The following is a 24,282-nucleotide window of genomic DNA, read 5'->3' as shown; positions in this document are numbered from 1 at the left end:
AAAAAGGAGGAAGAAAAAATGGCAAAAGCTAAATTTGAAAGAACTAAGCCACACGTTAACATTGGAACAATAGGACACGTAGACCATGGTAAAACAACATTAACAGCTGCTATAACAAAAACATTACATGCAAGATATGGACTTGGAGAAGCAGTAGATTTTTCAAACATAGATAAAGCTCCAGAAGAAAGAGAAAGAGGAATCACAATCTCAACAGCACACGTTGAGTATGAAACTCCAAATAGACACTACGCACACGTAGACTGCCCAGGACATGCTGACTACGTTAAAAACATGATTACAGGAGCAGCACAAATGGATGGAGCAATATTAGTTTGTTCTGCAGCAGATGGTCCAATGCCTCAAACAAGAGAGCATATATTACTATCAAGACAAGTTGGTGTACCATACATAGTAGTATTCTTAAACAAATGTGATATGGTAGACGATGAAGAATTATTAGAACTAGTAGAAATGGAAGTAAGAGACTTATTAAATGAATATGACTTCCCAGGAGATGATACTCCAATAATAAGAGGATCAGCATTAAAAGCATTAGAAGATCCAAACAGTGAATGGGGAGACAAAATAATAGAATTATTTGAAGAAATAGACAAATATATACCAGAACCACAAAGAGATGTAGATAAGACATTCTTAATGCCAGTAGAAGACGTATTCTCAATTACAGGAAGAGGAACAGTTGCAACTGGTAGAGTAGAAAGAGGAATATTAAAAGTACAAGATGAAGTAGAAATAGTAGGACTTACAGATGAGCCAAGAAAAGTAGTAGTAACAGGAGTAGAAATGTTCAGAAAACTTCTTGATGAAGCTCAAGCAGGAGATAACATAGGAGCATTATTAAGAGGAGTTCAAAGAGATGAAGTAGAAAGAGGACAAGTTTTAGCTAAGCCAGGAACAATAAATCCTCACACAAAATTCAAAGCAGAAGTATACGTATTAAAGAAAGAAGAGGGAGGAAGACATACTCCATTCTTCGATGGATATAGACCACAATTCTACTTTAGAACAACAGACGTTACAGGATCAATCAAATTACCAGAAGGAACAGAAATGGTAATGCCAGGAGATAACATCACTATGGAAGTTGAATTAATCACTCCAATAGCAATCGAAGAAGGATTAAGATTCGCTATTCGTGAAGGTGGTAGAACAGTAGGAGCAGGAGTAGTTGCTTCTATAATAGAATAGTAAAAAAAGAGAAGGAAATATTTCCTTCTCTTTTTTTGTGGATGTATAAATTTTTTTAAAAAAAATCAAAAAAACCTTGAAAAATATATGATTATAATATAAAATGTAATAGTGTGTTTGAGAGATGCGATGAAGTAGAAGGTTGCTGGCCATCAGGTAATTTTTACAGAGTATGTCTGTATCTTAGAATCGGGCGACGAGATCCTGCGCTGCTGTTTTTACAACAACACACCCGGGGCAGTGTATAGGTGTCAAGTCGTACGTATAAACTTAACGTGCGATAAAGGAGGGAAATATAAAATGGCTAAAAATGAAAAAATAAGAATAAGATTAAAATCATATGATCACAAAATATTAGATTTATCAGCAAAAAAAATAGTTGAAACTGCGAAAAAGACTGGAGCTAAAGTTTCTGGACCAGTTCCGTTACCAACTGAAAAACAAGTTATAACTATATTAAGAGCAGTTCATAAGTATAAGGATTCTAGAGAACAATTTGAAATAAGAACTCATAAAAGACTTATAGATATAACTAGTCCAACACCAAAAACTGTTGATTCTTTAATGAGATTAGATTTACCAGCAGGTGTTGATATTGAGATTAAATTATAATTAATTTAGATACTAAGATATGGATATAGATATACCTTATCTTAGAATGATTACAATAATGTAATCCGCTGTAAGATTATAGGAGGTGTAATTGATGAAAGGAATATTAGGTAAAAAAATAGGAATGACTCAAATATTCGATGAAGAAGGAAGAGTTATTCCGGTTACTGTAGTTGAAGCAGGACCTGTAGTTGTTACTCAAATTAAAACTTTAGAAAATGATGGATATAATGCTATTCAAGTAGGGTTTGAAGATGCTAAAGAAAAATCTTTAAATAAGCCTGAAAAAGGACATTTTGAAAAAGCAGGAGTAGCATTTAAGAAACATTTAAGAGAATTTAGAGTGGAAAATGTAAGTGAATATACAGTAGGACAAGAAATAAAAGCTGATGTATTTTCAGTAGGAGAAAAAGTAGATGTAACAGGAATCAGTAAAGGTAAGGGATTCCAAGGTGTTATAAAAAGACATGGTCAAAGTAGAGGACCAGAAACTCACGGTTCTAGATATCATAGAAGACCTGGATCAATGGGTGCTTGTAGTGATCCATCAAGAGTATTTAAAGGCAAAAAATTAGCTGGACACATGGGTGTTGATAAAGTAACTATTCAAAATTTAGAAGTAGTGAGAGTAGATGCAGAAAAGAACTTATTGCTAGTTAAAGGTGCTATACCAGGAGCAAAAGGTTCATTAGTTACTATAAAAAAATCAGTTAAAGTAAGTAAGTAATTTAACCTTGGAGAAAGGAGGATGTAAAATGCCAAAGATAGATGTATTAAACATTAACGGTGAAAAAGTTGATGAGATAGTATTATCTGATAATGTATTCGGTGTAGAAATCAATGAACACGTTTTATATGAAGTAGTAAAGAATCAATTAGCTAATAAAAGACAAGGTACTCAATCTGCTAAAACTAGATCAGAAGTAAGAGGTGGAGGAAGAAAACCTTGGAGACAAAAAGGAACAGGTAGAGCAAGACATGGTAGCATAAGATCTCCTCAATGGATAGGTGGAGGAACTGTATTTGCACCAAAACCAAGAAATTACAGATATACTTTACCTAAGAAAGTAAGAAGACTTGCTATGAAGTGTGCTTTATCTTCAAAAGTTCAAAATGGAGAATTAATAGTTTTAGATTCATTAAATATGGATGCTCCAAAAACTAAAGAATTTGCTAAAATATTAGCTAATTTAAAAGTAAATAAAAAAGCATTAGTAGTTTTAGGAGATAAAAACGAAAATGTAATAAAATCAGCTAGAAATATTCAAGGCGTTCAGACAGCTCTTGTTAATACTATAAATGTATATGATATATTAAAATATGATGCGTTTATAATAACTAAAGATGCTGTTCAAAAAGTGGAGGAGGTGTACGCATAATGACTAATCCACATGATATAATTATAAAACCTGTTATAAGTGAACAAAGTATGGCTGATATGGCTGAAAAGAAGTATACTTTTATCGTAGATAAAAAAGCAAATAAAACAGAAATAAAAAAGGCTGTTGAAGCTGTATTTGGTGTTACAGTGGATAAAGTAAATACTTTAAATTATAAAGGAAAAGTAAAAAGAATGGGAAGAAATGTAGGAAGAACTGCAAGCTATAAAAAAGCAATTGTTAAGTTAACTGCTGATAGCAAAGAAATAAAGTTCTTTGAAGGAGTATAATGAGGAAATAGGCAAAAAAGGAGGGAAATAAGATGGCTATTAAAAATTTTAAACCAACTTCTCCTGGTTTAAGACAAATGACGGTTTTAGTTTCTGATGAAATAACTAAAAAAGAACCGGAAAAATCATTACTTGTTTCTTTAAAGAAACATTCAGGAAGAAATGCTCAAGGTAAGATAACTGTACGTCATAAAGGTGGCGGAGCTAAAAGAAAATATAGAATAATAGATTTCAAGAGAAATAAAGATGGTATTCCAGCAAAAGTAACTGCTATAGAATACGATCCAAATAGATCAGCAAATATTGCGTTACTTGCTTATGTTGACGGAGAAAAAGCATATATATTAGCACCTAATGGATTAAAAGTTGGAGACACTGTAATGTCTGGAGAAGGTGCAGAAATTAAAGTTGGTAATGCATTAAAATTAAAAGATATTCCTGTGGGTACATTAGTACACAATGTAGAATTAAAGCCTGGTAAAGGTGGGCAAATGGTAAGATCTGCAGGAGCATCAGCTCAGTTAATGGCTAAAGAAGGAAAATATGCTTTATTAAGATTACCATCTGGAGAAATGAGACTTGTTAATATTAATTGTAGAGCTACAATAGGACAAGTTGGTAATTTAGAACATTTCAATGTTACTATAGGTAAAGCAGGTAGAAAGAGACATATGGGTATTAGACCAACAGTAAGAGGTTCTGTTATGAACCCTAATGATCACCCTCACGGTGGTGGAGAAGGTAGAGCTCCAATAGGTAGACCAACACCAGTTACTCCTTGGGGTAAACCAACAATCGGATACAAAACTCGTAAGAAAAATAAAGCTTCTGATAAATTAATAGTATCAAGAAGAAAGAAATAGTTAATTTTTTATGATGTGGAAAGGAGGAAAATAAATGGGAAGATCAACTAAGAAAGGGCCTTTTGTCCATGCACGTCTTTTAAAGAAAATTGAAGCTATGAATGAAGCAAATGAAAAGAAGGTTATAAAAACTTGGTCAAGAGCGTCAACTATATTTCCACAAATGGTAGGACATACTATAGCTGTACATGATGGAAGAAAACATGTACCTGTTTATATAACTGAAGATATGGTTGGACATAAGTTAGGAGAATTTGCTCCTACAAGAACTTTCAAAGGACATAAAGATGACGAAAAATCTTCAAAAAGAAAATAGTCCATTAAAAAATGGAAGGAGGTAATTACCGTGGAAGCTAGAGCAATTGCAAAATTTGTACGTATATCACCAAGAAAAGCAGGTCAAGTAGTTGATCTTGTTAGAGGTAAAAATGCTAATGAAGCTTTAGCAATATTAAAATATACACCAAAAGCTGCTGCTCCAATAGTAGCTAAGGTTATAAAGTCTGCTATGGCTAATGCTGAAAACAATTATAATATGGATGTAGATAAATTATATGTTGCGGAAATTTATGCTAATCAAGGACCTACAATGAAGAGATATATGCCAAGAGCAATGGGTCGTGCTACTACTATAAGAAAAAGAACAAGTCATATAGGTGTAGTATTAAAAGAGAAATAGATAAGGAGGGAAATCAATGGGTCAAAAGGTTAACCCACACGGCTTAAGGGTCGGGGTAATAAAAGACTGGGATTCAAGATGGTTTGCAAGTAAAAAAGAATTTGGAATTCTTTTATTAGAAGACCATAACATTCGTAAATTTTTAAAAAGCAAATTATATACATCTGGAGTTTCTAAAATAGAAATAGAAAGAGCTGCTAACAAAGTAAAAATAAACTTATTTGTTGCAAAACCTGGTATGGTAATAGGTAAAGGTGGAGCAGGAATTGAAGCTTTAAAAGCTGAACTTGAAAAAATGACTAAGAAAAATGTTTTAATAAATATTTCAGAAGTTAGAACTCCTGAAAGAGATGCTCAATTAATAGCTGAAAATATAGCTTTAGCAATTGAAAGAAGGGTTGCATTTAGAAGAGCTATGAAACAAGCTATTCAAAGAGCTATGAAAGCAGGAGTAAAAGGGATAAAAGTCGCTTCTTCTGGTAGACTTGGTGGAGCTGAAATGGCTAGAACAGAAGGATATAGCGAAGGGAATGTTCCACTTCAAACTTTAAGAGCTGATATTGATTACGGATTTGCAGAAGCAGATACAACTTATGGAAAAATAGGTATTAAAGTTTGGGTTTACAACGGAGAAGTTCTTCCAACTAAGAATGGTTTTGCACCAAGAGCGGAAGAAAGAAGAGATAATAGAAGAAATAGAAGAGACAATAGAAGAAATAGAAGAGACAATAGATCTTCAAGAACTCAAAGAACAGAAAGAAAAGATGCGTAATAATAAGTAGATATAAGGAAGGAGGAAATACTCATGTTAATGCCTAAAAGAGTAAAACGTCGTAGAGTTCATAGAGGTAGAATGAAAGGCCAAGCTCAAAGAGGTAATAAAGTTACTTATGGAGAGTACGGTTTAGTTGCTTTAGAGCCAGCTTGGATAACTTCTAATCAAATAGAAGCTGCCAGAGTTGCGATGACAAGATATATAAAAAGAGGGGGAAAAGTTTGGATAAAAATATTCCCTCATAAACCTGTAACTAGAAAGCCAGCTGAAACTCGTATGGGTGCTGGTAAAGGTTCGCCAGAATATTGGGTAGCTGTAGTAAAGCCTGGTAGAGTTATGTTTGAACTTGCAGGTGTACCTGAAGAAAAAGCTAGAGAAGCTATGAGACTTGCTATGCATAAGCTTCCTGTTAAATGTAAATTTGTTACACGTGAGGAAACTGAAGTAAAGGGTGGTGAAGCGGATGAAAGCTAAAGAATTAAGAGAAATGACAAGCCCAGAATTAAGCCAAAAATTAAATGAATTAAAAAGTGAATTATTTAGCTTAAGATTCCAATTGGCTACAGGACAACTTGAAAATACTTCTAGAGTTAAATTAGTAAAAAAAGATATAGCTAGAGTAAAGACCATCCTTAGAGAAAGAGAATTAAAAGAATCTAGAGCTTAATAGCTTAGGAGAAGGGAGGCTTTAATTATGGAAAGAGGAAGAAGAAAAGTAAGAGTAGGCCGTGTTGTAAGTGATAAAATGGAAAAAACTATAGTAGTTGCTGTAGAAGAATTTGTTCGTCATCCATTATACGGAAAAGCAGTAAAAAGAACTAAGAAATTTAAAGCTCATGATGAGCAAAATGCATGTAGAATTGGCGATAGAGTTAAAATAATGGAAACTAGACCATTATCTAAAGATAAAAGATGGAGATTAGTTGAAATTGTAGAAAAAGCTAAATAATACAGGCAAAAGGAGGGATTGTAATGATACAACAAGAAACACGTTTAAAAGTTGCTGACAACTCAGGCGCTAAAGAATTATTATGTATACGTGTTTTAGGCGGAAGCGGCAGAAAGTATGCAAATATCGGAGATGTAGTAGTTGCTACTGTTAAAAGCGCAACACCTGGTGGAGTTGTTAAAAAAGGAAAAGTTGTTAAAGCTGTTATAGTAAGAAGTAAACAAGGTTTAAGACGTAAAGATGGTAGCTATATAATGTTTGATGAAAATGCTGCTGTTATAATAAAAGATGATAAAACTCCTGTGGGAACTCGTATCTTCGGGCCTGTTGCAAGAGAGTTAAGAGAAAAAGAATTTATGAGAATAGTTTCTCTTGCTCCAGAGGTATTATAATTAAGGAGGTGCAATGGACAATGATGCGCGTTAAAAAAGGTGATACTGTTGTAGTTATAGCAGGAAAAGATAAAGGAAAAAAAGGAAAAGTATTAAAAGTTTTTCCTAAAACTCAAAGAGTTATAGTTGAAGGCGTAAATATGGTTACAAAACATCAAAAGCCAAATGCTAAAGTACAACAAGGTGGAATAATACATCAAGAAGCAGCTATTCATATTTCAAATGTTATGCCATTTGATGCTAAAGCTGGTAAGGGTGTAAGAGTAGGTTTTAAAGTATTAGAAGATGGAACAAAAGTAAGAATATCTAGAAAGACCGGAGAAGAAATATAATATCTTGAAAGGAGGTACTAAAAGTGGCTTCAAGATTAAAGGAAAAATACGTAAAAGAAGTTGCTCCAGCCTTAATGGAGAAATTTGGATATAAAAATGTTATGGAAATACCTAAACTTGAAAAAGTTGTTATAAATATGGGTATTGGTGATGCGAGAGAAAATCCAAAAGGATTAGAAGCTGCAGTAGAAGAATTAACATTAATTAGTGGACAAAAACCTGTTGTTACTAGAGCAAAAAAATCAGTTGCAAACTTCAAATTAAGAGAAGGAATGCCAGTTGGTGCTAAAGTAACATTAAGAGGAGATAAAATGTATCACTTTGTTGATAAATTAATGAACATTTCACTTCCGAGAGTTAGGGACTTTAGAGGAGTAAATCCTAATTCATTTGATGGAAGAGGAAACTATGCTCTAGGAATTAAAGAACAATTAATTTATCCAGAGATAGAATATGATAAAGTTGATAAAGTTCGTGGTATGGATATAATATTCGTTACTACTGCGAAAACTGATGAAGAAGCTCGTGAATTACTAAAATTATTAGGAATGCCATTTTCTAAGTAAGCAAAGGAGGGATTCCAGTGGCTAGGAAAGCTATGGTTGTTAAACAGCAAAGAAAACAAAAGTATAAAACAAGAGAATATACTAGATGTAATATATGTGGTAGACCACACGCTGTTTTAAGAAAATTTGGTATATGCCGTATATGCTTTAGGGAATTAGCTTATAAAGGACAAATTCCTGGAGTAAAAAAAGCAAGTTGGTAATACATGGAAGGAGGTTAAAGCTATGACAATGACAGATCCAATAGCAGATATGCTAACACGTATAAGAAATGCAAATACAGTTAAGCATGAAACTGTTGACATACCTGCTTCAAATATAAAGAAAGAAATTGCTAGAATTCTTTTAGAAGAAGGATTTATAAAAGGTTATGATGTTATAGAAGACGGCAAACAAGGAATAATAAGAATACAATTAAAGTACGGAAGAGGAAATGAAAGAGTTATAACTGGAATTAAGAGAATTTCAAAACCAGGCATGAGAGTTTATGCTGCTAAAGATGAAATACCTAAAGTTTTAAATGGACTTGGAATTTCGGTAATATCTACTTCAAAAGGTATATTAACTGATAAACAAGCTAGAAAAGAAGGCGTTGGCGGAGAAGTTATTTGTTACGTATGGTAATATAAAAACGCTGTAAGGAGGTGTAGATATGTCAAGAATAGGTATAAAGCCAATTGAAATACCACAAGGCGTAGAAGTTATAATAGAGAAAAATAATTTCGTAACTGTTAAAGGACCTAAAGGAGAACTTAAGCAAAAGTTTGTAGAAGATATGAAAATAACTAAAGAAGAAAATAAAATAATAGTTGAAAGACCTACAAACAATAAAAAACATAAATCTTTACACGGATTAACAAGAACACTTATTTCAAATATGATTGAAGGTGTTACAAAAGGATTTGAAAAAAAATTAGAGTTAGTTGGTGTAGGTTATAGAGCTCAAAAACAAGGTAAAAAATTAGTAATGGGATTAGGTTTTTCACATCCTGTAGAGATGGAAGATCCAGAAGGAATTACAACTGAAGTTCCTAATCAAACAGAAATAATAGTTAAAGGTATAGATAAGCAGTTAGTAGGAAACTATGCTGCTAAAATAAGAGCTTGGAGAGAGCCAGAACCATATAAAGGAAAAGGAATTAGATACGCTGGAGAAGTTATAAGACGTAAAGAAGGTAAAACTGGTAAATAGATAATAAGGTAGAAGATAGAAAGGAGTGAATAGGGGTGTTCAAAAAAGTAAGCAAAAACGAAACAAGACTTCAAAGACATAAAAGAGTTCGTAAAAAAATAAGTGGAACTCCTGAAAGACCAAGACTTAATGTTTTTAGAAGTAATAATAACATCTATGCTCAAATAATAGATGATGTTAATAGATGTACACTAGTTTCAGCTTCATCACTTGAATCTGAAGTTAAAGATAGTGTAAAACACACAGGAAATAAAGAAGCTGCAAGACTTGTTGGCAAATTAGTAGCTAAAAAAGCTTTAGATAAAGGAATTAAAGAAGTTGTATTTGATCGTGGTGGATACATCTATCATGGTAGAGTAAAAGAGTTAGCTGAAGGAGCTAGAGAAGGTGGCCTTGAATTTTAATAAAAAGGAGGGAAATAAATGCTTCGTAAACCTATAGATGCAAGACAACTTGATTTAAAAGAAAAAGTTGTTCAAATAAGACGTGTTACTAAAGTTGTTAAAGGTGGTAGAAATTTTAGATTTGCAGCTTTAGTAGTTGTTGGAGATGAAAACGGATATGTAGGAATAGGTACTGGTAAAGCTATGGAAGTACCAGATGCTATAAAAAAGGCAATTGAAGATGCTAAGAAAAATTTAATTCATATACCGATAGTTGGAACTACTATTCCACATCAAGTAGAAGGACATTTTGGTGCAGGTAGAGTATTAATAATGCCAGCTAAAGAAGGTACAGGAGTTATAGCTGGGGGACCAGTTCGTGCGGTTCTTGAACTTGCTGGATTAAAAGATGTTAGAGCTAAATCTTTAGGATCTAATAATTCAAGAAATATGGTAAATGCTACTATAGAAGGACTTAAATCTCTAAGAACAGCTGAAGAAATAGCGAAGCTTAGAGGTAAAAAGGTAGAAGACCTTCTAGGATAAGGAGGGATTTAGATGGCTAATTTAAAGATAAAATTAGTGAGAAGTATAATAGGAACTAATCCTAAGCAAAGAAAAACAATTGAAGCTCTTGGACTTAGAAAAAGAGAACAAGTTGTAGAAAAGCCTGATAATCCTCAAATAAGAGGAATGATAGAAAAAGTAAAACATTTAGTAGAAGTTGTTGATTAATATATAAGACTAGGATAAGGAGGTGTAGTCATGAAATTACATGAGTTAAGACCTGCCGAAGGTGCTGTTAAAGAAAGAAAGAGATTAGGTAGAGGTACTGCTACTGGTCAAGGTAAAACTGCAGGACGTGGACAAAAAGGACAATGGGCTCGTTCAGGTGGTGGAGTAAGACCAGGATTCGAAGGTGGACAGATGCCTATATACAGAAGACTTCCAAAGAGAGGTTTTAATAATCCATTCAAAAAAGTTTATTCAATAGTAAATGTAGAAAGATTAAATGTATTTGAAGACGGTGCTGAAGTAACTCCAGAAGTTCTTAAGGAAAAAGGAATTATAAGAAAGATAGAAAAAAATGGAGTTAAAATACTAGGTGAAGGTAACTTAGAGAAAAAATTAGTTGTAAAAGCTCATAAGTTTACTAAATCAGCTACTGAAAAAATAGAAGCGGCTGGAGGAAAGGTAGAGGTGATCTAGGTGCTATCTACCTTAAGAAATGCTTGGAAAATTCCTGATTTAAGAAAAAGAATTCTATATACTTTAATGATGATTGCAGTATTTAGAATTGGTGCTTCAATACCTGTGCCTGGAGTAGATATAAATTATATAAAGAAGGTGGTTGACCAAGCGGGTCTTCTTTCCTTCTATGATTTAGTTGCTGGAGGAGCTTTTAGGCGATTTACAATATTTGCTTTAAGCATAACTCCTTACATTACTGCATCTATTATAATGCAGCTTTTAACAATAGCTATTCCAAGCCTTGAAGAGTTAAGCAAATCTGGAGAAGAAGGAAGGAAAAAGATGGTTCAATATACTAGATATGGAACCATTATTTTAGCGTTAATACAGGCTACAGGTATAAGTTTAGGATTGTTTAGAGGAGCGTTAATTTCTAAAGACTTTTTCTCTGTAAGTGTTGTCGTATTGACTTTAACTGCAGGAACTTCATTTTTAATGTGGTTAGGAGAAAAAATAACTGAAAAAGGAATAGGGAATGGAATATCTCTTATAATATTTATTGGTATTATATCGAGAGTTCCAGGTTCTTTTATACAAACTTATAAATTGTTTAAAGAAAATCAAATAAATGCAGTACAATTGATAATATTTGCAATTATAGCTATAGCTATAATTGTAGCGGTAATAGCTATACAACAGGGAACGAGAAAAATACCTGTTCAGTATGCTAAAAGAGTAGCCGGAAGAAAAATGTATGGTGGTCAAAGCACTCATATACCAATGAAGGTGAATCAAGCGGGTGTTATTCCTGTTATATTTGCAGTTTCTCTTTTAGCATTTCCTCAAACACTATCACTGTTTTTTAAAGGTGATTTTCAAGCATTTGTAACTAAATGGTTATCGCCAAGTGGAAATCCAGGTGTTTGGATATATATAGCACTTGACGCTTTGTTGATAATATTCTTTACTTATTTTTACACAGCAGTTACTTTTAATGTAACTGATATTTCGAACAACATGAAAAACTATGGAGGGTTTATACCTGGAATAAGGCCTGGAAAGCCAACGGAAGAATATTTAAATTATGTTCTTACAAGACTTACATTAGCTGGATCTATTTTCTTAGCAGCTATTGCTGTTCTTCCAACTTTAATACTTCAATTTGGGAATATGCCATTTAGATTTGGAGGAACTTCTTTACTAATAGCAGTGGGAGTTGCTCTAGAAACAATGAAACAAATAGAAGCTCAAATGCTAATGAGGCATTATCAAGGCTTTTTAAAATAGGATTAGGGGAAATATCCCCTAGCCTAAATTTAATACCCGGAGATGATAATATGAGACTTATATTACTTGGGCCTCCAGGAGCTGGAAAAGGAACTCAGGCTTCAGGAATTGTTGAGAAGTTTAAAATACCTCATATATCTACTGGAGATATATTTAGAAAAAATATAAAAGAGGGTACACAACTTGGTATAAAAGCTAAAGAATATATGGATAAAGGGCTTTTAGTTCCTGATGAATTGGTTGTTGAAATAGTAAAAGATAGATTGTTAAAAGAAGACTGTAAAGAAGGGTTCTTATTAGATGGTTTTCCAAGAACAGTAGCTCAAGCAGAAGCGTTAGATAAAGTTTTATATGAATACAATATGAAACTTGATAAAGTTATAAATATAGAAGTAGATAAAAGTATTTTGGTAGATAGAGCTGTTGGAAGAAGAATTTGTAAGGAATGTGGAGCTACATTTCATATAAAATTTAATCCTTCTAAAGTTGAAGGTAAATGTGATGTTTGTGGAGGAGAATTATATCAAAGGGCAGATGATAATGAAGAAACTGTATCTAAAAGAATACAAGTTTATTTAGATCAAACTAAACCTTTAATAGATTATTATTCAGAGAAAGAAATACTTTCGACTATTAATGGAGAGCAACCTATAGATAAAGTATTTGAAGATATAGTTTCTGCATTAGGATGTGAAAAATAATGATTATAATAAAATCTTCTAAAGAAATAGACTTTATGAGAGAAGCAGGTAAAATTGTTGCTGAAGCTCATGAAGTTATTAGAAATCACATAAAACCAGGAATAACTACAAAAGATTTAGATGAAATAGCAGAAAAAGTTATAAGAAAATATAAAGCAGAACCTTCTTTTAAAGGATACCATGGCTATCCAGGATCTATATGTGCTTCTATAAATGAAGAAGTAGTACATGGAATTCCGTCATCTTCGAGAGTATTAGAAGAAGGAGATATAATAAGTATAGATATAGGGGCTTTTTATAGAGGATATCATGGAGATGCAGCTAAAACTCATGCTGTAGGAAAAATATCTAGTGAAGATAAAAAGCTTATAGAAATAACTAAACAGAGTTTTTATGAAGGAATAAAATTTGCAAGAGTTGGATATCGACTTTCTGATATATCTCATGCAATTCAAACTTTTGTAGAAAAAAATGGTTTTTCTGTAGTTAGAGATTTTGTAGGGCACGGAATCGGTTCAGAAATGCATGAAGATCCTCAAATTCCCAATTATGGACCTCCAGGCAAAGGACCTAGGCTTCAAGAGGGAATGGTATTAGCTATAGAACCTATGGTTAATGCAGGTTCTTATCATGTGAAAATATTAAGCGATGGATGGACCTCTGTAACAATAGATGGTAAAAAATCTGCTCATTATGAGCATACCATAGCCATAACTGGAGATGAGCCTTTGATTTTAACAAGGCTTTAATCCAGGTAAAAGAGGTGAAATTAGTGTTATTAAACGATTTAAGTGTTGGTCAAGTTGTAATGTCTAAATCAGGTAGAGATAAAGGGAGACTATTCTTTGTATTGAAGATAGTTGATGATGAATACGTATTAATATCTGATGGAGACCTTAGAAAACTTGAAAAACCAAAACTAAAAAAAGTAAAACACTTAATCAAATATAAGCTTATATCAGAGAATGTTAAAAGTAAAATTTTAGGTAATGAAAAGATTGATAATGCTTTTTTAAGATGTGAGCTGAAGAGACTAAATCCTATGTTTTAGTCTATGTGATTGGAGGTTTGGTTAATTAATGGCCAAAAAAGATGTTATTGAATTAGAAGGTACAGTTGTAGAAGCTTTACCTAATGCGATGTTTAAAGTTAAACTTGAAAATGGACATGAGATATTATGTCATATATCAGGTAAACTTAGAATGAATTTTATAAGAATACTTGAAGGTGATAAAGTAAATGTTGAATTATCACCATATGACTTAACAAGAGGACGAATTACTTGGAGAAAGAAGTAGACTAGTAATTTAGTCTAAGGAGGGATAAGTATGAAAGTTAGACCATCTGTAAAACCAATTTGTGAAAAATGTAAAGTAATTAGAAGAAAAGGAAGAGTAATGGTTATTTGTGAAAATCCAAAACACAAACAAAAACAAGGTTAATATAGGGCTAGCAATTTAAGAGTATATATATTATAATATTAAATTGTGATAATTAAGAGAGCTTTACGATCTTAAGATAAACTAGGCCTTCGGATTTTATTAAAATTTTTAAAACAAGGATATAACTTAAGTTATAGGAGGTGCAAGGATATGGCGAGAATTGCCGGAGTAGATTTACCAAGAGATAAAAGGGCAGAAATAGGCTTAACTTATATATTTGGTATAGGAAGAGCTACTTCAAATGAAATATTAAAAAAAGCTGGTATAGATGTTAATACAAGAATAAAAGATTTAACAGAAGAAGAAGTAAACACATTAAGAAAAATAATAGACTCTGAGTATATCGTTGAAGGAGATCTAAGAAGAGAAATAGCATTAAATATAAAGAGACTTAGAGATATAAGATGTTATAGAGGAATTCGTCACATGAAGGGACTTCCAGTGAGAGGTCAAAAAACTAAAACAAATGCAAGAACAAGAAAAGGACCAAGAAAAACTGTATCTCGTAAGAAGAAAAAATAAGGTTAGATAAGGAGGGAAGAAAAGATGGCTAAGCCTAAAAAGAAAGCTACACGTGTTAGAAGAAGAGAACGTAAAAATATAGAACGTGGTCATGCTCATATACAATCAACTTTTAACAATACTATAATAACAATAACTGATGTTCATGGAAATGCAATTTCTTGGGCAAGTGCAGGACAATTAGGATTTAAAGGTTCAAGAAAATCTACTCCATTTGCAGCTCAAATGGCTGCAGAAACTGCTGCTAAAGCTGCTATGGAACATGGTTTAAAAACAATAGAAGTATTTGTAAAGGGACCAGGATCAGGACGTGAAGCAGCTATAAGATCTTTACAAGCTGCAGGACTTGAAGTTACTATGATTAAAGACGTTACTCCAATACCACACAATGGATGTAGACCACCAAAAAGAAGAAGAGTGTAATAATTATAGTAGGAGGTGTAATAAATGGCAAGATATACAGGTGCAGTATGTAGACTATGCCGTAGAGAAGGAATGAAATTATTCCTTAAAGGTGATAGATGTTATACAGGTAAATGTGCTATAGATAGAAGAAATTATGCTCCAGGACAACATGGACAAAATAGAAAAAAAGCTTCTAACTATGGATTACAATTAAGAGAAAAGCAAAAAGTTAAAAGAATATATGGAGTTTTAGAAACTCAATTTAGAAATTTATATGAGCGTGCTGAAAAAATGCATGGAATAACAGGGGAAAACTTACTTAGTTTACTTGAAAGAAGATTAGATAATGTTGTTTATAGAATGGGATTAGCTTCTTCAAGAAAAGAAGCAAGACAATTAGTAAGACATGGACATTTTACATTAAATGGACATAAAGCTAATATACCATCTATGACAGTAGAAGTAGGAGATGTTATACAAGTAAAAGAGAAATCAAGATCTTCTGTTAAATTTAAAGGTCTTGTTGAAAACTATACAAGAACAGCTCCAAGATGGATGGATGTAAATATTGAAAAAATGGAAGCAAAAATAACTGCTTTACCAACAAGAGAAGATATAGATTTAGAAATTGCAGAGCATTTAATAGTAGAGCTTTATTCTAAGTAATAAATTAAGCTATATCATAGAACTATTTGCCCTCAGTGGATTAATAAAAATTAAGGAGGGTTTTGTTAATGATTGAAATAGAAAAGCCTAAAATAGAAATTGTCGAAATAAGTGAAGACAATAGATATGGTAAATTTGTTGTGGAGCCTCTAGAGAGAGGATATGGAATTACAATAGGAAATGCATTAAGAAGAATATTACTTTCTTCTTTACCTGGAGTTGCTGTTACATCTATAAAAATAGATGGAATTTTACATGAGTTTTCTACAATTCCAGGAGTAAAAGAGGATGTAACGGAAATAATTCTTTCTTTAAAAGAATTATCAGCACAAATAGAAGGAGAAGGAAGTAGAACTTTAAAAATAGAAGCTCAAGGTGAAGGTGTAGTAAGAGGAGAGGATATAATATGTCCTCCAGATGTAGAAATATTAAGTAAAGATTTACACATAGCAACTTTAGATAAAGATGCTAAATTGAGTATGGAGATAAATATAGATAGGGGAAGAGGTTATGTTCCAGCTGAGAATAATAAAACTGAAAACATGCCTATAGGTATAATCCCTGTAGATTCTATATATACTCCTGTTGAAAAAGTTAGCTATAAAGTAGAAAATACAAGAGTAGGTCAAATAACAGATTATGATAAGTTGATACTTGAGGTTTGGACAAATGGAAGCATAAATCCTCAAGAAGGTATATCTCTGGGAGCAAAAATATTAGTTGAACATTTAAACTTATTTATTAACCTTACAGAACATGTTGGAAATGTTGAAATAATGGTTGAAAAAGAAGAAGATAAGAAAGAAAAAGTTTTAGAGATGACTATAGAAGAACTTGATCTTTCTGTTAGATCTTACAATTGCTTAAAGAGAGCGGGTATAAATACTGTAGAAGAGTTAAGTAACAAAACAGAAGAAGACATGATGAAAGTTAGAAATTTAGGTAAAAAATCATTAGAAGAAGTTATTCAAAAATTAGAAGAGTTAGGACTAGGTCTTAAACCGAGTGAAGACTAGGAAAAAGGAGGGATAGGCATGGCTAAGTACCGTAAGCTAGGTCGTGTAACTGCTCACAGAAACATGATGCTTAGAAATCTAGTTACTGATTTATTAAAGAACAAAAGAATAGAAACTACTGTAACAAGAGCTAAAGAAACACGTAGAATGGCTGAGAAAATGATAACTTTAGCAAAAAGAGGAGATCTTCATGCTAGACGTCAAGTAGCAGCTTACGTTTTAGATAAAACAGTAATCAAAAGTTTATTTGATGAAATAGCTCCTAAGTATCAAGAAAGAAATGGTGGATATACTAGAATAATTAAACTTGGTGTTAGAAAAGGTGACGGAGCTGAAATGGCGATAATAGAATTAGTATAAGTAGAGATGGAATTAGGCTAATAGCTTAATTCCTATTTTTTGTATAAAAATTTTTTTGCTTTAAAAAAACTCTCTATTTTTATATAATATAATTTAGATTGTAGTTCATTAAAGAGAGGTTTAAAATATGGATAATATAGTAAAAATTGACAACGTTTCTTTTGAGTATATACAAGATGGATTGGAATCGAAAGCTTTAGATAATATAAGTTTAAATATTAAAAGAGGAGAATTTGTAGTAATTATAGGACATAATGGTTCAGGGAAATCTACATTATCTAAAAATTTAAATGCAATATTTAAACCTACAAAAGGAAATATATATATAAAGGGAATTAATACTAAAGACGATTCGAAGGTTTGGGATATAAGACAAAGCGCAGGGATGGTTTTTCAAAATCCAGATAATCAAATTGTTGCAACAGTTGTAGAAGAAGATGTTGCTTTTGGACCAGAAAATTTAGGACTTGATCCTGGTGAAATAAAAAAGAGAGTAGAAGAGTCTTTAAAATTTGTAGGCATGTATGAATTAAAAAATAAACCTCCTCATTTGTTATCAGGTGGACAAAAACAACGAGTTGCAATAGCGGGTATTATAGCAATGAAACCTGATGTTTTAATATTAGATGAACCAACTGCTATGCTTGATCCTTCTGGAAGAAAAGAAGTGATAAATACTATAAAAAAATTGAATAAAGAAGATAATATTACTATAATTCATATAACTCATTTTATGGAAGAAGCAGTAGATGCTGATAGAGTGATAGTAATGGAAAAGGGAAAGATTGTGATGCAAGGACCACCAAGAGAAATATTTACTCAAGTAGAAAAATTAAAGGAGTTAGGATTAGATGTTCCATTTATGACAGAGCTCGCTTATGAATTAAAAAAAGAGGGATTAGATATAGATTCAGACATATTAACAGTAGATGAGATGGTGATAAATTTATGTCAATAATAATTAAAGATTTAGTATATATATATAATCCTAGTTCTCCTTTTGAAAGTGTAGCTTTAGATGGAGTGAGTTTTGAAATAAAAAGTGGGGAATTTGTTGGAATTATTGGTCATACAGGTTCTGGGAAATCTACTCTTATACAACATTTAAATGGGCTTTTGAGACCGAATTCAGGAAAAATAATAGTAAATGGAGTAGATATAACGGATCCTAACATTAGTTTGACAGATATAAGAAAAAAAGTAGGAGTTGTTTTTCAGTATCCTGAATATCAACTATTTGAAGAAACAGTATATAAAGATATAGCATTTGGACCAAGTAATTTAGGGCTTAGTGAATATGAAATAGAAAATAGAGTAAAAGAATCAATGTATATTGTGGGTCTTGATTATGAAAAATTTAAAGATAGATCTCCTTTTGAATTGTCTGGTGGTCAAAAAAGGAGAGTTGCAATAGCAGGTATTATAGCAATGAAACCTGATGTTTTGATATTAGATGAACCAACAGCAGGACTTGATCCGAGAGGAAGAGATGAGATATTATCTCAGATAAAATATTTACATGAGAAATATAAAATGACTATTATAATATCTTCTCATAGCATGGAAGATATGGCAAAATTAGTAGAAAAGATAATTGTGATGCATAAAGGAAAAGTAGAATTGATAGGAAGTCCAAGGGAAGTTTTTAAAAATGGAAAAAGGTTAAAAGAAATAGGACTTGATATTCCTCAGGTTTTAGAATTAGTAAATAAACTTAGAGAAAAAGGGTTTAATATAAAAGAAGATATAATAACTATACAAGAAGCTAAAGAAGAAATATTAAACTATATAAGGGGTAAAAAGTAATGATAAAAGATATAACTATAGGACAATATTATCCTACAAATTCAATAATACATAAATTAGATCCAAGAGTTAAATTGATAGGTACATTTGTGTTTATGGCTTCTTTGTTTATAATAAATGATTTTTATCCGTATAGTGTAGTTTTCTTTTTTTTAAGTGTTTTATTAAAATTATCGAAAATTCCTTTTAAATATATTTTTAAAGGGTTAAAACCTATTGTGTTTATACTTATGTTTACTTTTTTGATAAATATATTTATGATACCTGGAAATGTATTGTATCATATAGGACCTTTAAAAATATACGATGAAGGTTTAAAGCAAGGTTCGTTTATGGTTTTAAGATTAATATTTTTGGTAGTAGGTACATCTCTGCTTACATTAGCTACATCTCCTATAGAGCTTACAGATGGAATAGAAAAATTATTAAATCCTTTTAAAAAGATAGGAGTTCCAGCACATGAACTTGCTATGATGATGACTATAGCTTTGAGATTTATACCAACATTGCTCGATGAAACAGATAAAATAATGAAAGCGCAAATGGGGAGAGGAGCTGATTTTGAAAGTAAAAATATAATAAGTAGGGCAAAAAATTTAGTTCCTTTATTAGTTCCTCTTTTTATAAGTGCATTTAGACGAGCTGATGAACTTGCTATGGCGATGGAAGCAAGGTGTTATAGAGGTGGAGAAAATAGAACCAGAATGAAACAAATAAAAATGGACAAAAGAGATTATATTGCTTACACCATAGTATTTTTATATTTTTTTATAATAATAATGACTAGATTTATATAGGTGATGATATGCGAAATATAATGATTACAATAGAATATGATGGAACTAATTATGGTGGATGGCAAAAACAAAATAATACATTGTCTATACAACAGGTAATAGAAGAAGCTATTTATAAAATAACAAAAGAAAGAGTAAATCTCATTTCTTCTGGAAGAACAGATGCAGGAGTACATGCAATAGGCCAAGTTGCGAATTTTATGACAAATAGTAAAATACTTGTAGAAAAAATACCTAATGCTATAAATTCTAAACTTCCCAATGATATTAGTGTAGTAGATGCTAAAGAAGTATCATTTAATTTTCATGCAAGATATTCTGCTAAAAAGAAAAGATATAAATACGTAATACTCAATAGTAAATATAAAAGACCTATATATAGAAATTATTCATATTATGTAAAATATGATTTGGATATTGATAAAATGAAAGAAGAAATTAAATTTCTTATAGGAGAACATGATTTTAAATCTTTTATGAGTAGTGGTTCTTCGGTTAAAACTACAGTTAGAACTATATATGATGTAAATATAAATAAACAAGATGATTTGATAATTTTAGAATTTGAAGGAAATGGTTTTTTATACAATATGGTGAGAATAATTGTTGGAACATTAGTTGATATAGGAAGAGGTAAAATAGATATTAGTTTGAAAAATATCATAGATTGTAAGGATAGAAATAAGGCAGGACATACTGCTCCTGCATGTGGATTATTTTTGAAAAAAGTATATTATTAGCTTGACACACCTGGGTCAATGTATTAAAATGTATTAGAGTGTGTTTATGAGTCCACTAGCCCCGGACTTTATATAAACGGTTAATTGTGTATATAAAAGGAGAGTAAGGAGGGAAAGCAATGAAATCATATGTTGGTAAGCCAAGTGAAGTTCAAAGAAAATGGTATTTAGTAGATGCTGAAGGCAAAACTTTAGGTCGTTTAGCTAGTGAAATTGCAAAAATATTAAGAGGAAAGCATAAACCTACATTTACTCCTCACGTAGATGGTGGAGATTTTGTTGTTGTTGTTAATGCTGAGAAAATTAAGTTAACAGGAAAGAAATTAGATCAAAAAATGTATAGATATCATACTGGTTATATAGGGGGATTAGTAGAAATTCCTTATAGAAGACTTTTAGCTGAAAAACCAGAAGAAGTTATAAGACATGCTGTAAAAGGTATGCTTCCAAAAAATAAATTAAGAAGTAGAATGATGAAAAGATTAAGAGTATTTGCTGGTCCTGAGCATATTCATTCAGCTCAAAATCCAGAAAGTTTAGACATATAGTTATTTTTTGTTGAAAGGAGGAGTTAGCTATGGCAAATGTTCAATATTATGGAACTGGTAGAAGAAAGCATTCAGTAGCAAGAGTTAGATTAGTTGCTGGAGAAGGAAATATAACAATAAATGGAAGAAGTTTAGATGAGTATTTTGATTATGAAACATTAAAAAGAGATGTTAAGCAACCTTTAGTTCTTACTGAAACTGAAGGAAAATACGATGTTATAGTAAAAGTTGAAGGTGGCGGATTTACGGGTCAAGCAGGAGCTATAAGACATGGTATATCAAGAGCTTTAATTAAAGCTGATGAAGAATTAAGACCTGTTTTAAAGAAAGCTGGATTTTTAACTAGAGACCCAAGAATGAAAGAAAGAAAGAAATATGGATTAAAAGCTGCAAGAAGAGCTCCACAATTCTCAAAAAGATAGTTGTCAAAAGACTTTGGAATATTCCAAAGTCTTTTTTCATATATATTTACAGGGTGATGATAGGTGATTATTTTTTTAAAAAAAAAGTATTTATACGTGTTTGTTTTTTTAATGGTTTTATTAGGAATAATAGCTTTGATTAATCATAATACATCTAAAACTACTATAAATATGCCTGTTACTAATAAAGTTATAATAATTGATGCTGGCCATGGCGGTATAGATCCTGGAGCTTTAGGCAAAACATCTTTAGAAAAAAATATAAATTTAAAGATAACTTTGAAAGTTAGGGAGTTGCTAGAAGAAAGTGGAGCATTAGTTCTTTTAACTAGAGAAAAAGATGAAAGTTTGTATATAGAAGATAATAATAAAACTATTAGACAGAAATATAATGAAAATTTAAGAAATAGAAAAAGACTCATAAAAGAATCTAAAGCAGATGTATTTATATCAATACATTTAAATAGTTTTATTAATAATAAGTATTATGGAGCACAAACATTATATCCTAAAAATGATGAGGAAAGTAAAAAATTAGCTTTGTTAATTCAAGAAGAATTAAAAAGAGTTTTAGATAAGAGTAATAATAGACAGCCTAAAGGTAGAGATGATTTGTATTTATTAAAAGGGAATAGCATACCATCTGTATTAATAGAATGTGGATTTTTATCAAATTCAAAAGAAGAGGAGCTTTTAAAAAGGGATGATTATCAAAATAAAATAGCGTGGGCAATTTATATAGGAATACAAAAATATTTTAATGCTATTAATTAATATAGAAAAAATATGCTGAAAAAGAGCATATTTTTTTTTGTAAATTAGAAACTCGTTTGTTTATTTTTTAGGTTTATACATTGTTTATATATAATGCGAACATTGAAAAAAATAAATCGTAAATTATTCAATAAATTATAAAATTACATTAAATTCTAAATAATAATTAAATATTTTTTATAATTTGAATTGCATATTGTGACAAAATATGATAACATATTTTTTGTCGGTGTAAAAAAGGACATAAAGGATGCATGAGGGAGGAAAACGTATGGAAAGGTTTATAAGTTTAATAGGAATATTTGTTCTTTTAGGTATTTGTTTTCTAATATCTGAAAATAAGAAAAAGATAGATATTAGATTAGTATCTATAGGTATTTTTATTCAAGTTGTATTTGCATTTATAATATTAAAAACTAGTATAGGAAGAATGGTATTTGAAAAGTTATCGGATTTTGTAACTAAGATTTTAGATTTTACTAAAGAAGGTTCTGGATTTTTATTTGGTGGATTAGTTAATGATGTGAATAGTTTTGGATTCATATTTGCTTTTCAAGTATTACCTACTATAATATTTTTTTCATCGCTTATGTCAGTATTGTATCATTTAGGAGTTATGCAGTTTATAATTAGATACATTGCAAGTTTTATGGCTAAATTCATGGGAACATCAGGAGCAGAATCTTTATCAGCAGCAGCAAACATATTTGTAGGACAAACAGAAGCACCTTTAGTTATAAAGCCATATATTGAAAAAATGACAAGATCAGAGTTAAATGCAGTAATGATAGGTGGAATGGCTACTGTTGCCGGTGGAGTTATGGCTGGTTATGTAGGAATGGGAGTAGATGCAGGACACTTAATAGCAGCGTCTGTAATGTCAGCACCTGCGGCGTTAGTAGCAGCTAAAATTATAGTTCCGGAAACTGAGGAATCGGTTACAAAGGGAAATGTTGAATTTGAAGTAGAAAAAATAGATGCTAATATAATAGATGCAGCAGCTAGAGGAGCTTCAGAAGGATTACAACTTGCTCTTAATGTTGCAGGGATGCTTTTAGCTTTTGTTGCTCTTATAGCCATGGTTAATGCGGGTATTGAAGGAATAGGAAATTTCGTAGGAGTAAGTGGATTGAATTTAGAAACAATATTAGGTTATATATGTGCTCCGCTTGCATATATAATGGGTATTCCAGCACAAGATATGGTAGCTGCAGGTTCTTTATTAGGAACAAAGACTGTTGTAAATGAGTTTGTTGCTTATGCTCAATTAGCTGAACATATCAAAAATGGAACACTTCAACCTAGAACAATAACAATATTAACTTATGCATTATGTGGATTTGCTAATTTCTCTTCTATAGCAATACAATTAGGAGGTATAGGAGGTTTAGCTCCAAATAGAAGAAGTGAGCTTGCTCAATTAGGTATAAAGGCTTTAATAGGTGGAACAGTTGCAGCTTTCTTAACTGCTTCTATAGCGGGGATGTTAATTTAATGATAATTTAAAAAAGTCGGTTTTAACCGGCTTTTTTAGTTTTTTGATAAAAAATTAAAAAAAGTGTTGACAATGAAAAACAAAGGTGATATATTATTACTTGTCCTCGATGAGAGGGCAAGAAAATTGAACTTTGAAAACTAAACAGTAGGTAAAGCCAGTAACGAAATTTTGTTTTGAGAGTTTGATCCTGGCTCAGGATGAACGCTGGCGGCGTGCCTAACACATGCAAGTCGAGCGAGGAGAAAAGAGCTTGCTCTTGGATCCTAGCGGCGGACGGGTGAGTAACGCGTGGGTAACCTGCCCTATACACACGGATAACATACCGAAAGGTATGCTAATACGGGATAAAGCTAAGATAAGGCATCTTATCATAGTCAAAGCGAAAGCGGTATAGGATGGGCCCGCGTCCCATTAGCTAGTTGGTGAGGTAAAAGCTCACCAAGGCGACGATGGGTAGCCGACCTGAGAGGGTGATCGGCCACA

Annotated in this window: 41 protein-coding genes and 1 rRNA gene; all 42 read left to right on the top strand. The window is 31.7% G+C overall.

Annotated features, from left to right (window positions below):
- Positions 1-18: 18 nt before the first annotated feature.
- Entirely contained in the window at positions 19-1,212 is a 1,194-nt protein-coding gene (gene tuf, locus BUA19_RS09895) for an elongation factor Tu (RefSeq protein ID WP_072725971.1), read from the top strand.
- Between the two features lie 300 nt (positions 1,213-1,512).
- Positions 1,513-1,824 carry a 30S ribosomal protein S10 gene (gene rpsJ / locus BUA19_RS09890; RefSeq protein WP_072726082.1) on the top strand — a complete coding sequence of 104 codons (312 nt, stop codon included), beginning with the start codon at positions 1,513-1,515 and terminating at the stop codon, positions 1,822-1,824.
- A gap of 94 nt (positions 1,825-1,918) precedes the next feature.
- Positions 1,919-2,551 (top strand): 50S ribosomal protein L3, encoded by a 633-nt coding sequence (rplC, locus tag BUA19_RS09885; protein WP_072726081.1) that lies wholly within the window; start codon positions 1,919-1,921, stop codon positions 2,549-2,551.
- A gap of 28 nt (positions 2,552-2,579) precedes the next feature.
- Positions 2,580-3,203 carry a 50S ribosomal protein L4 gene (gene rplD, locus BUA19_RS09880; RefSeq protein WP_072726079.1) on the top strand — a complete coding sequence of 208 codons (624 nt, stop codon included), beginning with the start codon at positions 2,580-2,582 and terminating at the stop codon, positions 3,201-3,203.
- Positions 3,203-3,493 carry a 50S ribosomal protein L23 gene (rplW, locus tag BUA19_RS09875; RefSeq protein WP_072726077.1) on the top strand — a complete coding sequence of 97 codons (291 nt, stop codon included), beginning with the start codon at positions 3,203-3,205 and terminating at the stop codon, positions 3,491-3,493. Before rplD ends, rplW begins: the two co-directional genes overlap by 1 nt.
- A gap of 32 nt (positions 3,494-3,525) precedes the next feature.
- Positions 3,526-4,356: a 50S ribosomal protein L2 gene (gene rplB, locus BUA19_RS09870; protein ID WP_072726075.1), complete on the top strand. Its 831-nt coding sequence runs from the start codon at positions 3,526-3,528 to the stop codon at positions 4,354-4,356.
- Between the two features lie 34 nt (positions 4,357-4,390).
- On the top strand, positions 4,391-4,672 hold the full coding sequence (gene rpsS, locus BUA19_RS09865; RefSeq protein WP_072726073.1) for a 30S ribosomal protein S19: 282 nt from the start codon (positions 4,391-4,393) through the stop codon (positions 4,670-4,672).
- Between the two features lie 30 nt (positions 4,673-4,702).
- The gene (gene rplV, locus BUA19_RS09860; protein ID WP_072726071.1) at positions 4,703-5,035 is read left to right on the top strand and encodes a 50S ribosomal protein L22; all 333 of its coding nucleotides are present in this window, start codon (positions 4,703-4,705) and stop codon (positions 5,033-5,035) included.
- A 16-nt stretch (positions 5,036-5,051) separates the two neighbouring features.
- Complete coding sequence (gene rpsC / locus BUA19_RS09855; protein WP_072726069.1) at positions 5,052-5,807, top strand: 30S ribosomal protein S3; 756 nt, start codon at positions 5,052-5,054, stop codon at positions 5,805-5,807.
- A gap of 33 nt (positions 5,808-5,840) precedes the next feature.
- Entirely contained in the window at positions 5,841-6,284 is a 444-nt protein-coding gene (rplP, locus tag BUA19_RS09850) for a 50S ribosomal protein L16 (protein ID WP_072726067.1), read from the top strand.
- Positions 6,274-6,477: a 50S ribosomal protein L29 gene (gene rpmC, locus BUA19_RS09845; protein WP_072726065.1), complete on the top strand. Its 204-nt coding sequence runs from the start codon at positions 6,274-6,276 to the stop codon at positions 6,475-6,477. The genes rplP and rpmC overlap by 11 nt, the downstream gene beginning before the upstream one ends.
- A gap of 27 nt (positions 6,478-6,504) precedes the next feature.
- Entirely contained in the window at positions 6,505-6,759 is a 255-nt protein-coding gene (rpsQ, locus tag BUA19_RS09840; RefSeq protein WP_072726064.1) for a 30S ribosomal protein S17, read from the top strand.
- 23 nt (positions 6,760-6,782) lie between these two features.
- Positions 6,783-7,151: a 50S ribosomal protein L14 gene (rplN, locus tag BUA19_RS09835; protein ID WP_072726062.1), complete on the top strand. Its 369-nt coding sequence runs from the start codon at positions 6,783-6,785 to the stop codon at positions 7,149-7,151.
- A gap of 23 nt (positions 7,152-7,174) precedes the next feature.
- A complete protein-coding gene (gene rplX, locus BUA19_RS09830) occupies positions 7,175-7,483 on the top strand; it encodes a 50S ribosomal protein L24 (RefSeq protein WP_072726086.1) in 309 nt (102 codons plus the stop codon).
- Between the two features lie 23 nt (positions 7,484-7,506).
- On the top strand, positions 7,507-8,049 hold the full coding sequence (gene rplE, locus BUA19_RS09825; RefSeq protein WP_072726060.1) for a 50S ribosomal protein L5: 543 nt from the start codon (positions 7,507-7,509) through the stop codon (positions 8,047-8,049).
- Between the two features lie 17 nt (positions 8,050-8,066).
- Complete coding sequence (locus BUA19_RS09820; RefSeq protein WP_072726058.1) at positions 8,067-8,252, top strand: type Z 30S ribosomal protein S14; 186 nt, start codon at positions 8,067-8,069, stop codon at positions 8,250-8,252.
- 22 nt (positions 8,253-8,274) lie between these two features.
- On the top strand, positions 8,275-8,673 hold the full coding sequence (rpsH, locus tag BUA19_RS09815) for a 30S ribosomal protein S8 (RefSeq protein ID WP_072726056.1): 399 nt from the start codon (positions 8,275-8,277) through the stop codon (positions 8,671-8,673).
- Between the two features lie 28 nt (positions 8,674-8,701).
- Positions 8,702-9,241, top strand: a complete 540-nt coding sequence (gene rplF, locus BUA19_RS09810) for a 50S ribosomal protein L6 (RefSeq protein ID WP_072726054.1) — start codon at positions 8,702-8,704, stop codon at positions 9,239-9,241.
- A gap of 35 nt (positions 9,242-9,276) precedes the next feature.
- The gene (rplR, locus tag BUA19_RS09805) at positions 9,277-9,645 is read left to right on the top strand and encodes a 50S ribosomal protein L18 (RefSeq protein ID WP_072726052.1); all 369 of its coding nucleotides are present in this window, start codon (positions 9,277-9,279) and stop codon (positions 9,643-9,645) included.
- An 18-nt stretch (positions 9,646-9,663) separates the two neighbouring features.
- Positions 9,664-10,170, top strand: coding sequence for a 30S ribosomal protein S5 (gene rpsE, locus BUA19_RS09800; RefSeq protein ID WP_072726050.1), 507 nt, complete (start codon positions 9,664-9,666; stop codon positions 10,168-10,170).
- A gap of 12 nt (positions 10,171-10,182) precedes the next feature.
- Positions 10,183-10,359, top strand: coding sequence for a 50S ribosomal protein L30 (rpmD, locus tag BUA19_RS09795; protein ID WP_072726048.1), 177 nt, complete (start codon positions 10,183-10,185; stop codon positions 10,357-10,359).
- Between the two features lie 30 nt (positions 10,360-10,389).
- Complete coding sequence (rplO, locus tag BUA19_RS09790) at positions 10,390-10,833, top strand: 50S ribosomal protein L15 (protein ID WP_072726046.1); 444 nt, start codon at positions 10,390-10,392, stop codon at positions 10,831-10,833.
- Entirely contained in the window at positions 10,834-12,102 is a 1,269-nt protein-coding gene (secY, locus tag BUA19_RS09785; protein WP_072726043.1) for a preprotein translocase subunit SecY, read from the top strand.
- 50 nt (positions 12,103-12,152) lie between these two features.
- Positions 12,153-12,803, top strand: a complete 651-nt coding sequence (locus tag BUA19_RS09780; protein WP_072726041.1) for an adenylate kinase — start codon at positions 12,153-12,155, stop codon at positions 12,801-12,803.
- Positions 12,803-13,552 carry a type I methionyl aminopeptidase gene (map, locus tag BUA19_RS09775; protein WP_072726039.1) on the top strand — a complete coding sequence of 250 codons (750 nt, stop codon included), beginning with the start codon at positions 12,803-12,805 and terminating at the stop codon, positions 13,550-13,552. The genes BUA19_RS09780 and map overlap by 1 nt, the downstream gene beginning before the upstream one ends.
- 23 nt (positions 13,553-13,575) lie before the next feature.
- On the top strand, positions 13,576-13,854 hold the full coding sequence (locus tag BUA19_RS09770; protein WP_072726037.1) for a KOW domain-containing RNA-binding protein: 279 nt from the start codon (positions 13,576-13,578) through the stop codon (positions 13,852-13,854).
- Positions 13,855-13,882: 28 nt separating this feature from the next.
- Positions 13,883-14,101 carry a translation initiation factor IF-1 gene (gene infA, locus BUA19_RS09765; protein WP_071119021.1) on the top strand — a complete coding sequence of 73 codons (219 nt, stop codon included), beginning with the start codon at positions 13,883-13,885 and terminating at the stop codon, positions 14,099-14,101.
- Positions 14,102-14,131: 30 nt separating this feature from the next.
- Positions 14,132-14,245, top strand: a complete 114-nt coding sequence (gene rpmJ, locus BUA19_RS09760) for a 50S ribosomal protein L36 (protein ID WP_039312872.1) — start codon at positions 14,132-14,134, stop codon at positions 14,243-14,245.
- Positions 14,246-14,395: 150 nt separating this feature from the next.
- Positions 14,396-14,767 carry a 30S ribosomal protein S13 gene (gene rpsM / locus BUA19_RS09755; RefSeq protein WP_072726035.1) on the top strand — a complete coding sequence of 124 codons (372 nt, stop codon included), beginning with the start codon at positions 14,396-14,398 and terminating at the stop codon, positions 14,765-14,767.
- Between the two features lie 24 nt (positions 14,768-14,791).
- Entirely contained in the window at positions 14,792-15,190 is a 399-nt protein-coding gene (rpsK, locus tag BUA19_RS09750) for a 30S ribosomal protein S11 (protein WP_072726033.1), read from the top strand.
- Between the two features lie 24 nt (positions 15,191-15,214).
- Positions 15,215-15,838: a 30S ribosomal protein S4 gene (gene rpsD, locus BUA19_RS09745; RefSeq protein ID WP_072726032.1), complete on the top strand. Its 624-nt coding sequence runs from the start codon at positions 15,215-15,217 to the stop codon at positions 15,836-15,838.
- Positions 15,839-15,906: 68 nt separating this feature from the next.
- Positions 15,907-16,854 (top strand): DNA-directed RNA polymerase subunit alpha, encoded by a 948-nt coding sequence (locus BUA19_RS09740; RefSeq protein ID WP_072726030.1) that lies wholly within the window; start codon positions 15,907-15,909, stop codon positions 16,852-16,854.
- An 18-nt stretch (positions 16,855-16,872) separates the two neighbouring features.
- The gene (gene rplQ / locus BUA19_RS09735) at positions 16,873-17,214 is read left to right on the top strand and encodes a 50S ribosomal protein L17 (RefSeq protein WP_072726029.1); all 342 of its coding nucleotides are present in this window, start codon (positions 16,873-16,875) and stop codon (positions 17,212-17,214) included.
- Positions 17,215-17,341: 127 nt separating this feature from the next.
- On the top strand, positions 17,342-18,172 hold the full coding sequence (locus BUA19_RS09730; protein ID WP_072726027.1) for an energy-coupling factor transporter ATPase: 831 nt from the start codon (positions 17,342-17,344) through the stop codon (positions 18,170-18,172).
- Positions 18,163-19,020, top strand: a complete 858-nt coding sequence (locus tag BUA19_RS09725; RefSeq protein WP_072726025.1) for an energy-coupling factor transporter ATPase — start codon at positions 18,163-18,165, stop codon at positions 19,018-19,020. The genes BUA19_RS09730 and BUA19_RS09725 overlap by 10 nt, the downstream gene beginning before the upstream one ends.
- Complete coding sequence (locus tag BUA19_RS09720; RefSeq protein WP_072726023.1) at positions 19,020-19,817, top strand: energy-coupling factor transporter transmembrane component T family protein; 798 nt, start codon at positions 19,020-19,022, stop codon at positions 19,815-19,817. The genes BUA19_RS09725 and BUA19_RS09720 overlap by 1 nt, the downstream gene beginning before the upstream one ends.
- An 8-nt stretch (positions 19,818-19,825) precedes the next feature.
- Positions 19,826-20,557, top strand: a complete 732-nt coding sequence (truA, locus tag BUA19_RS09715) for a tRNA pseudouridine(38-40) synthase TruA (RefSeq protein WP_072726021.1) — start codon at positions 19,826-19,828, stop codon at positions 20,555-20,557.
- A gap of 119 nt (positions 20,558-20,676) precedes the next feature.
- Positions 20,677-21,105: a 50S ribosomal protein L13 gene (rplM, locus tag BUA19_RS09710; RefSeq protein ID WP_072726019.1), complete on the top strand. Its 429-nt coding sequence runs from the start codon at positions 20,677-20,679 to the stop codon at positions 21,103-21,105.
- Between the two features lie 29 nt (positions 21,106-21,134).
- Positions 21,135-21,527, top strand: coding sequence for a 30S ribosomal protein S9 (gene rpsI / locus BUA19_RS09705; RefSeq protein ID WP_072726017.1), 393 nt, complete (start codon positions 21,135-21,137; stop codon positions 21,525-21,527).
- A gap of 63 nt (positions 21,528-21,590) precedes the next feature.
- Positions 21,591-22,301 (top strand): N-acetylmuramoyl-L-alanine amidase CwlD, encoded by a 711-nt coding sequence (gene cwlD, locus BUA19_RS09700; protein WP_242939280.1) that lies wholly within the window; start codon positions 21,591-21,593, stop codon positions 22,299-22,301.
- Between the two features lie 271 nt (positions 22,302-22,572).
- The gene (locus BUA19_RS09695; RefSeq protein ID WP_072726015.1) at positions 22,573-23,796 is read left to right on the top strand and encodes a NupC/NupG family nucleoside CNT transporter; all 1,224 of its coding nucleotides are present in this window, start codon (positions 22,573-22,575) and stop codon (positions 23,794-23,796) included.
- A gap of 172 nt (positions 23,797-23,968) precedes the next feature.
- Positions 23,969-24,282, top strand: a 16S ribosomal RNA gene (locus tag BUA19_RS09690); the annotation flags it as partial.

The sequence above is a fragment of the Tepidibacter thalassicus DSM 15285 genome (assembly GCF_900129915.1).
Taxonomy (GTDB): Bacteria; Bacillota; Clostridia; order Peptostreptococcales; family Peptostreptococcaceae; genus Tepidibacter; species Tepidibacter thalassicus.
This window is presented reverse-complemented; position numbering and strand designations above follow the sequence as displayed.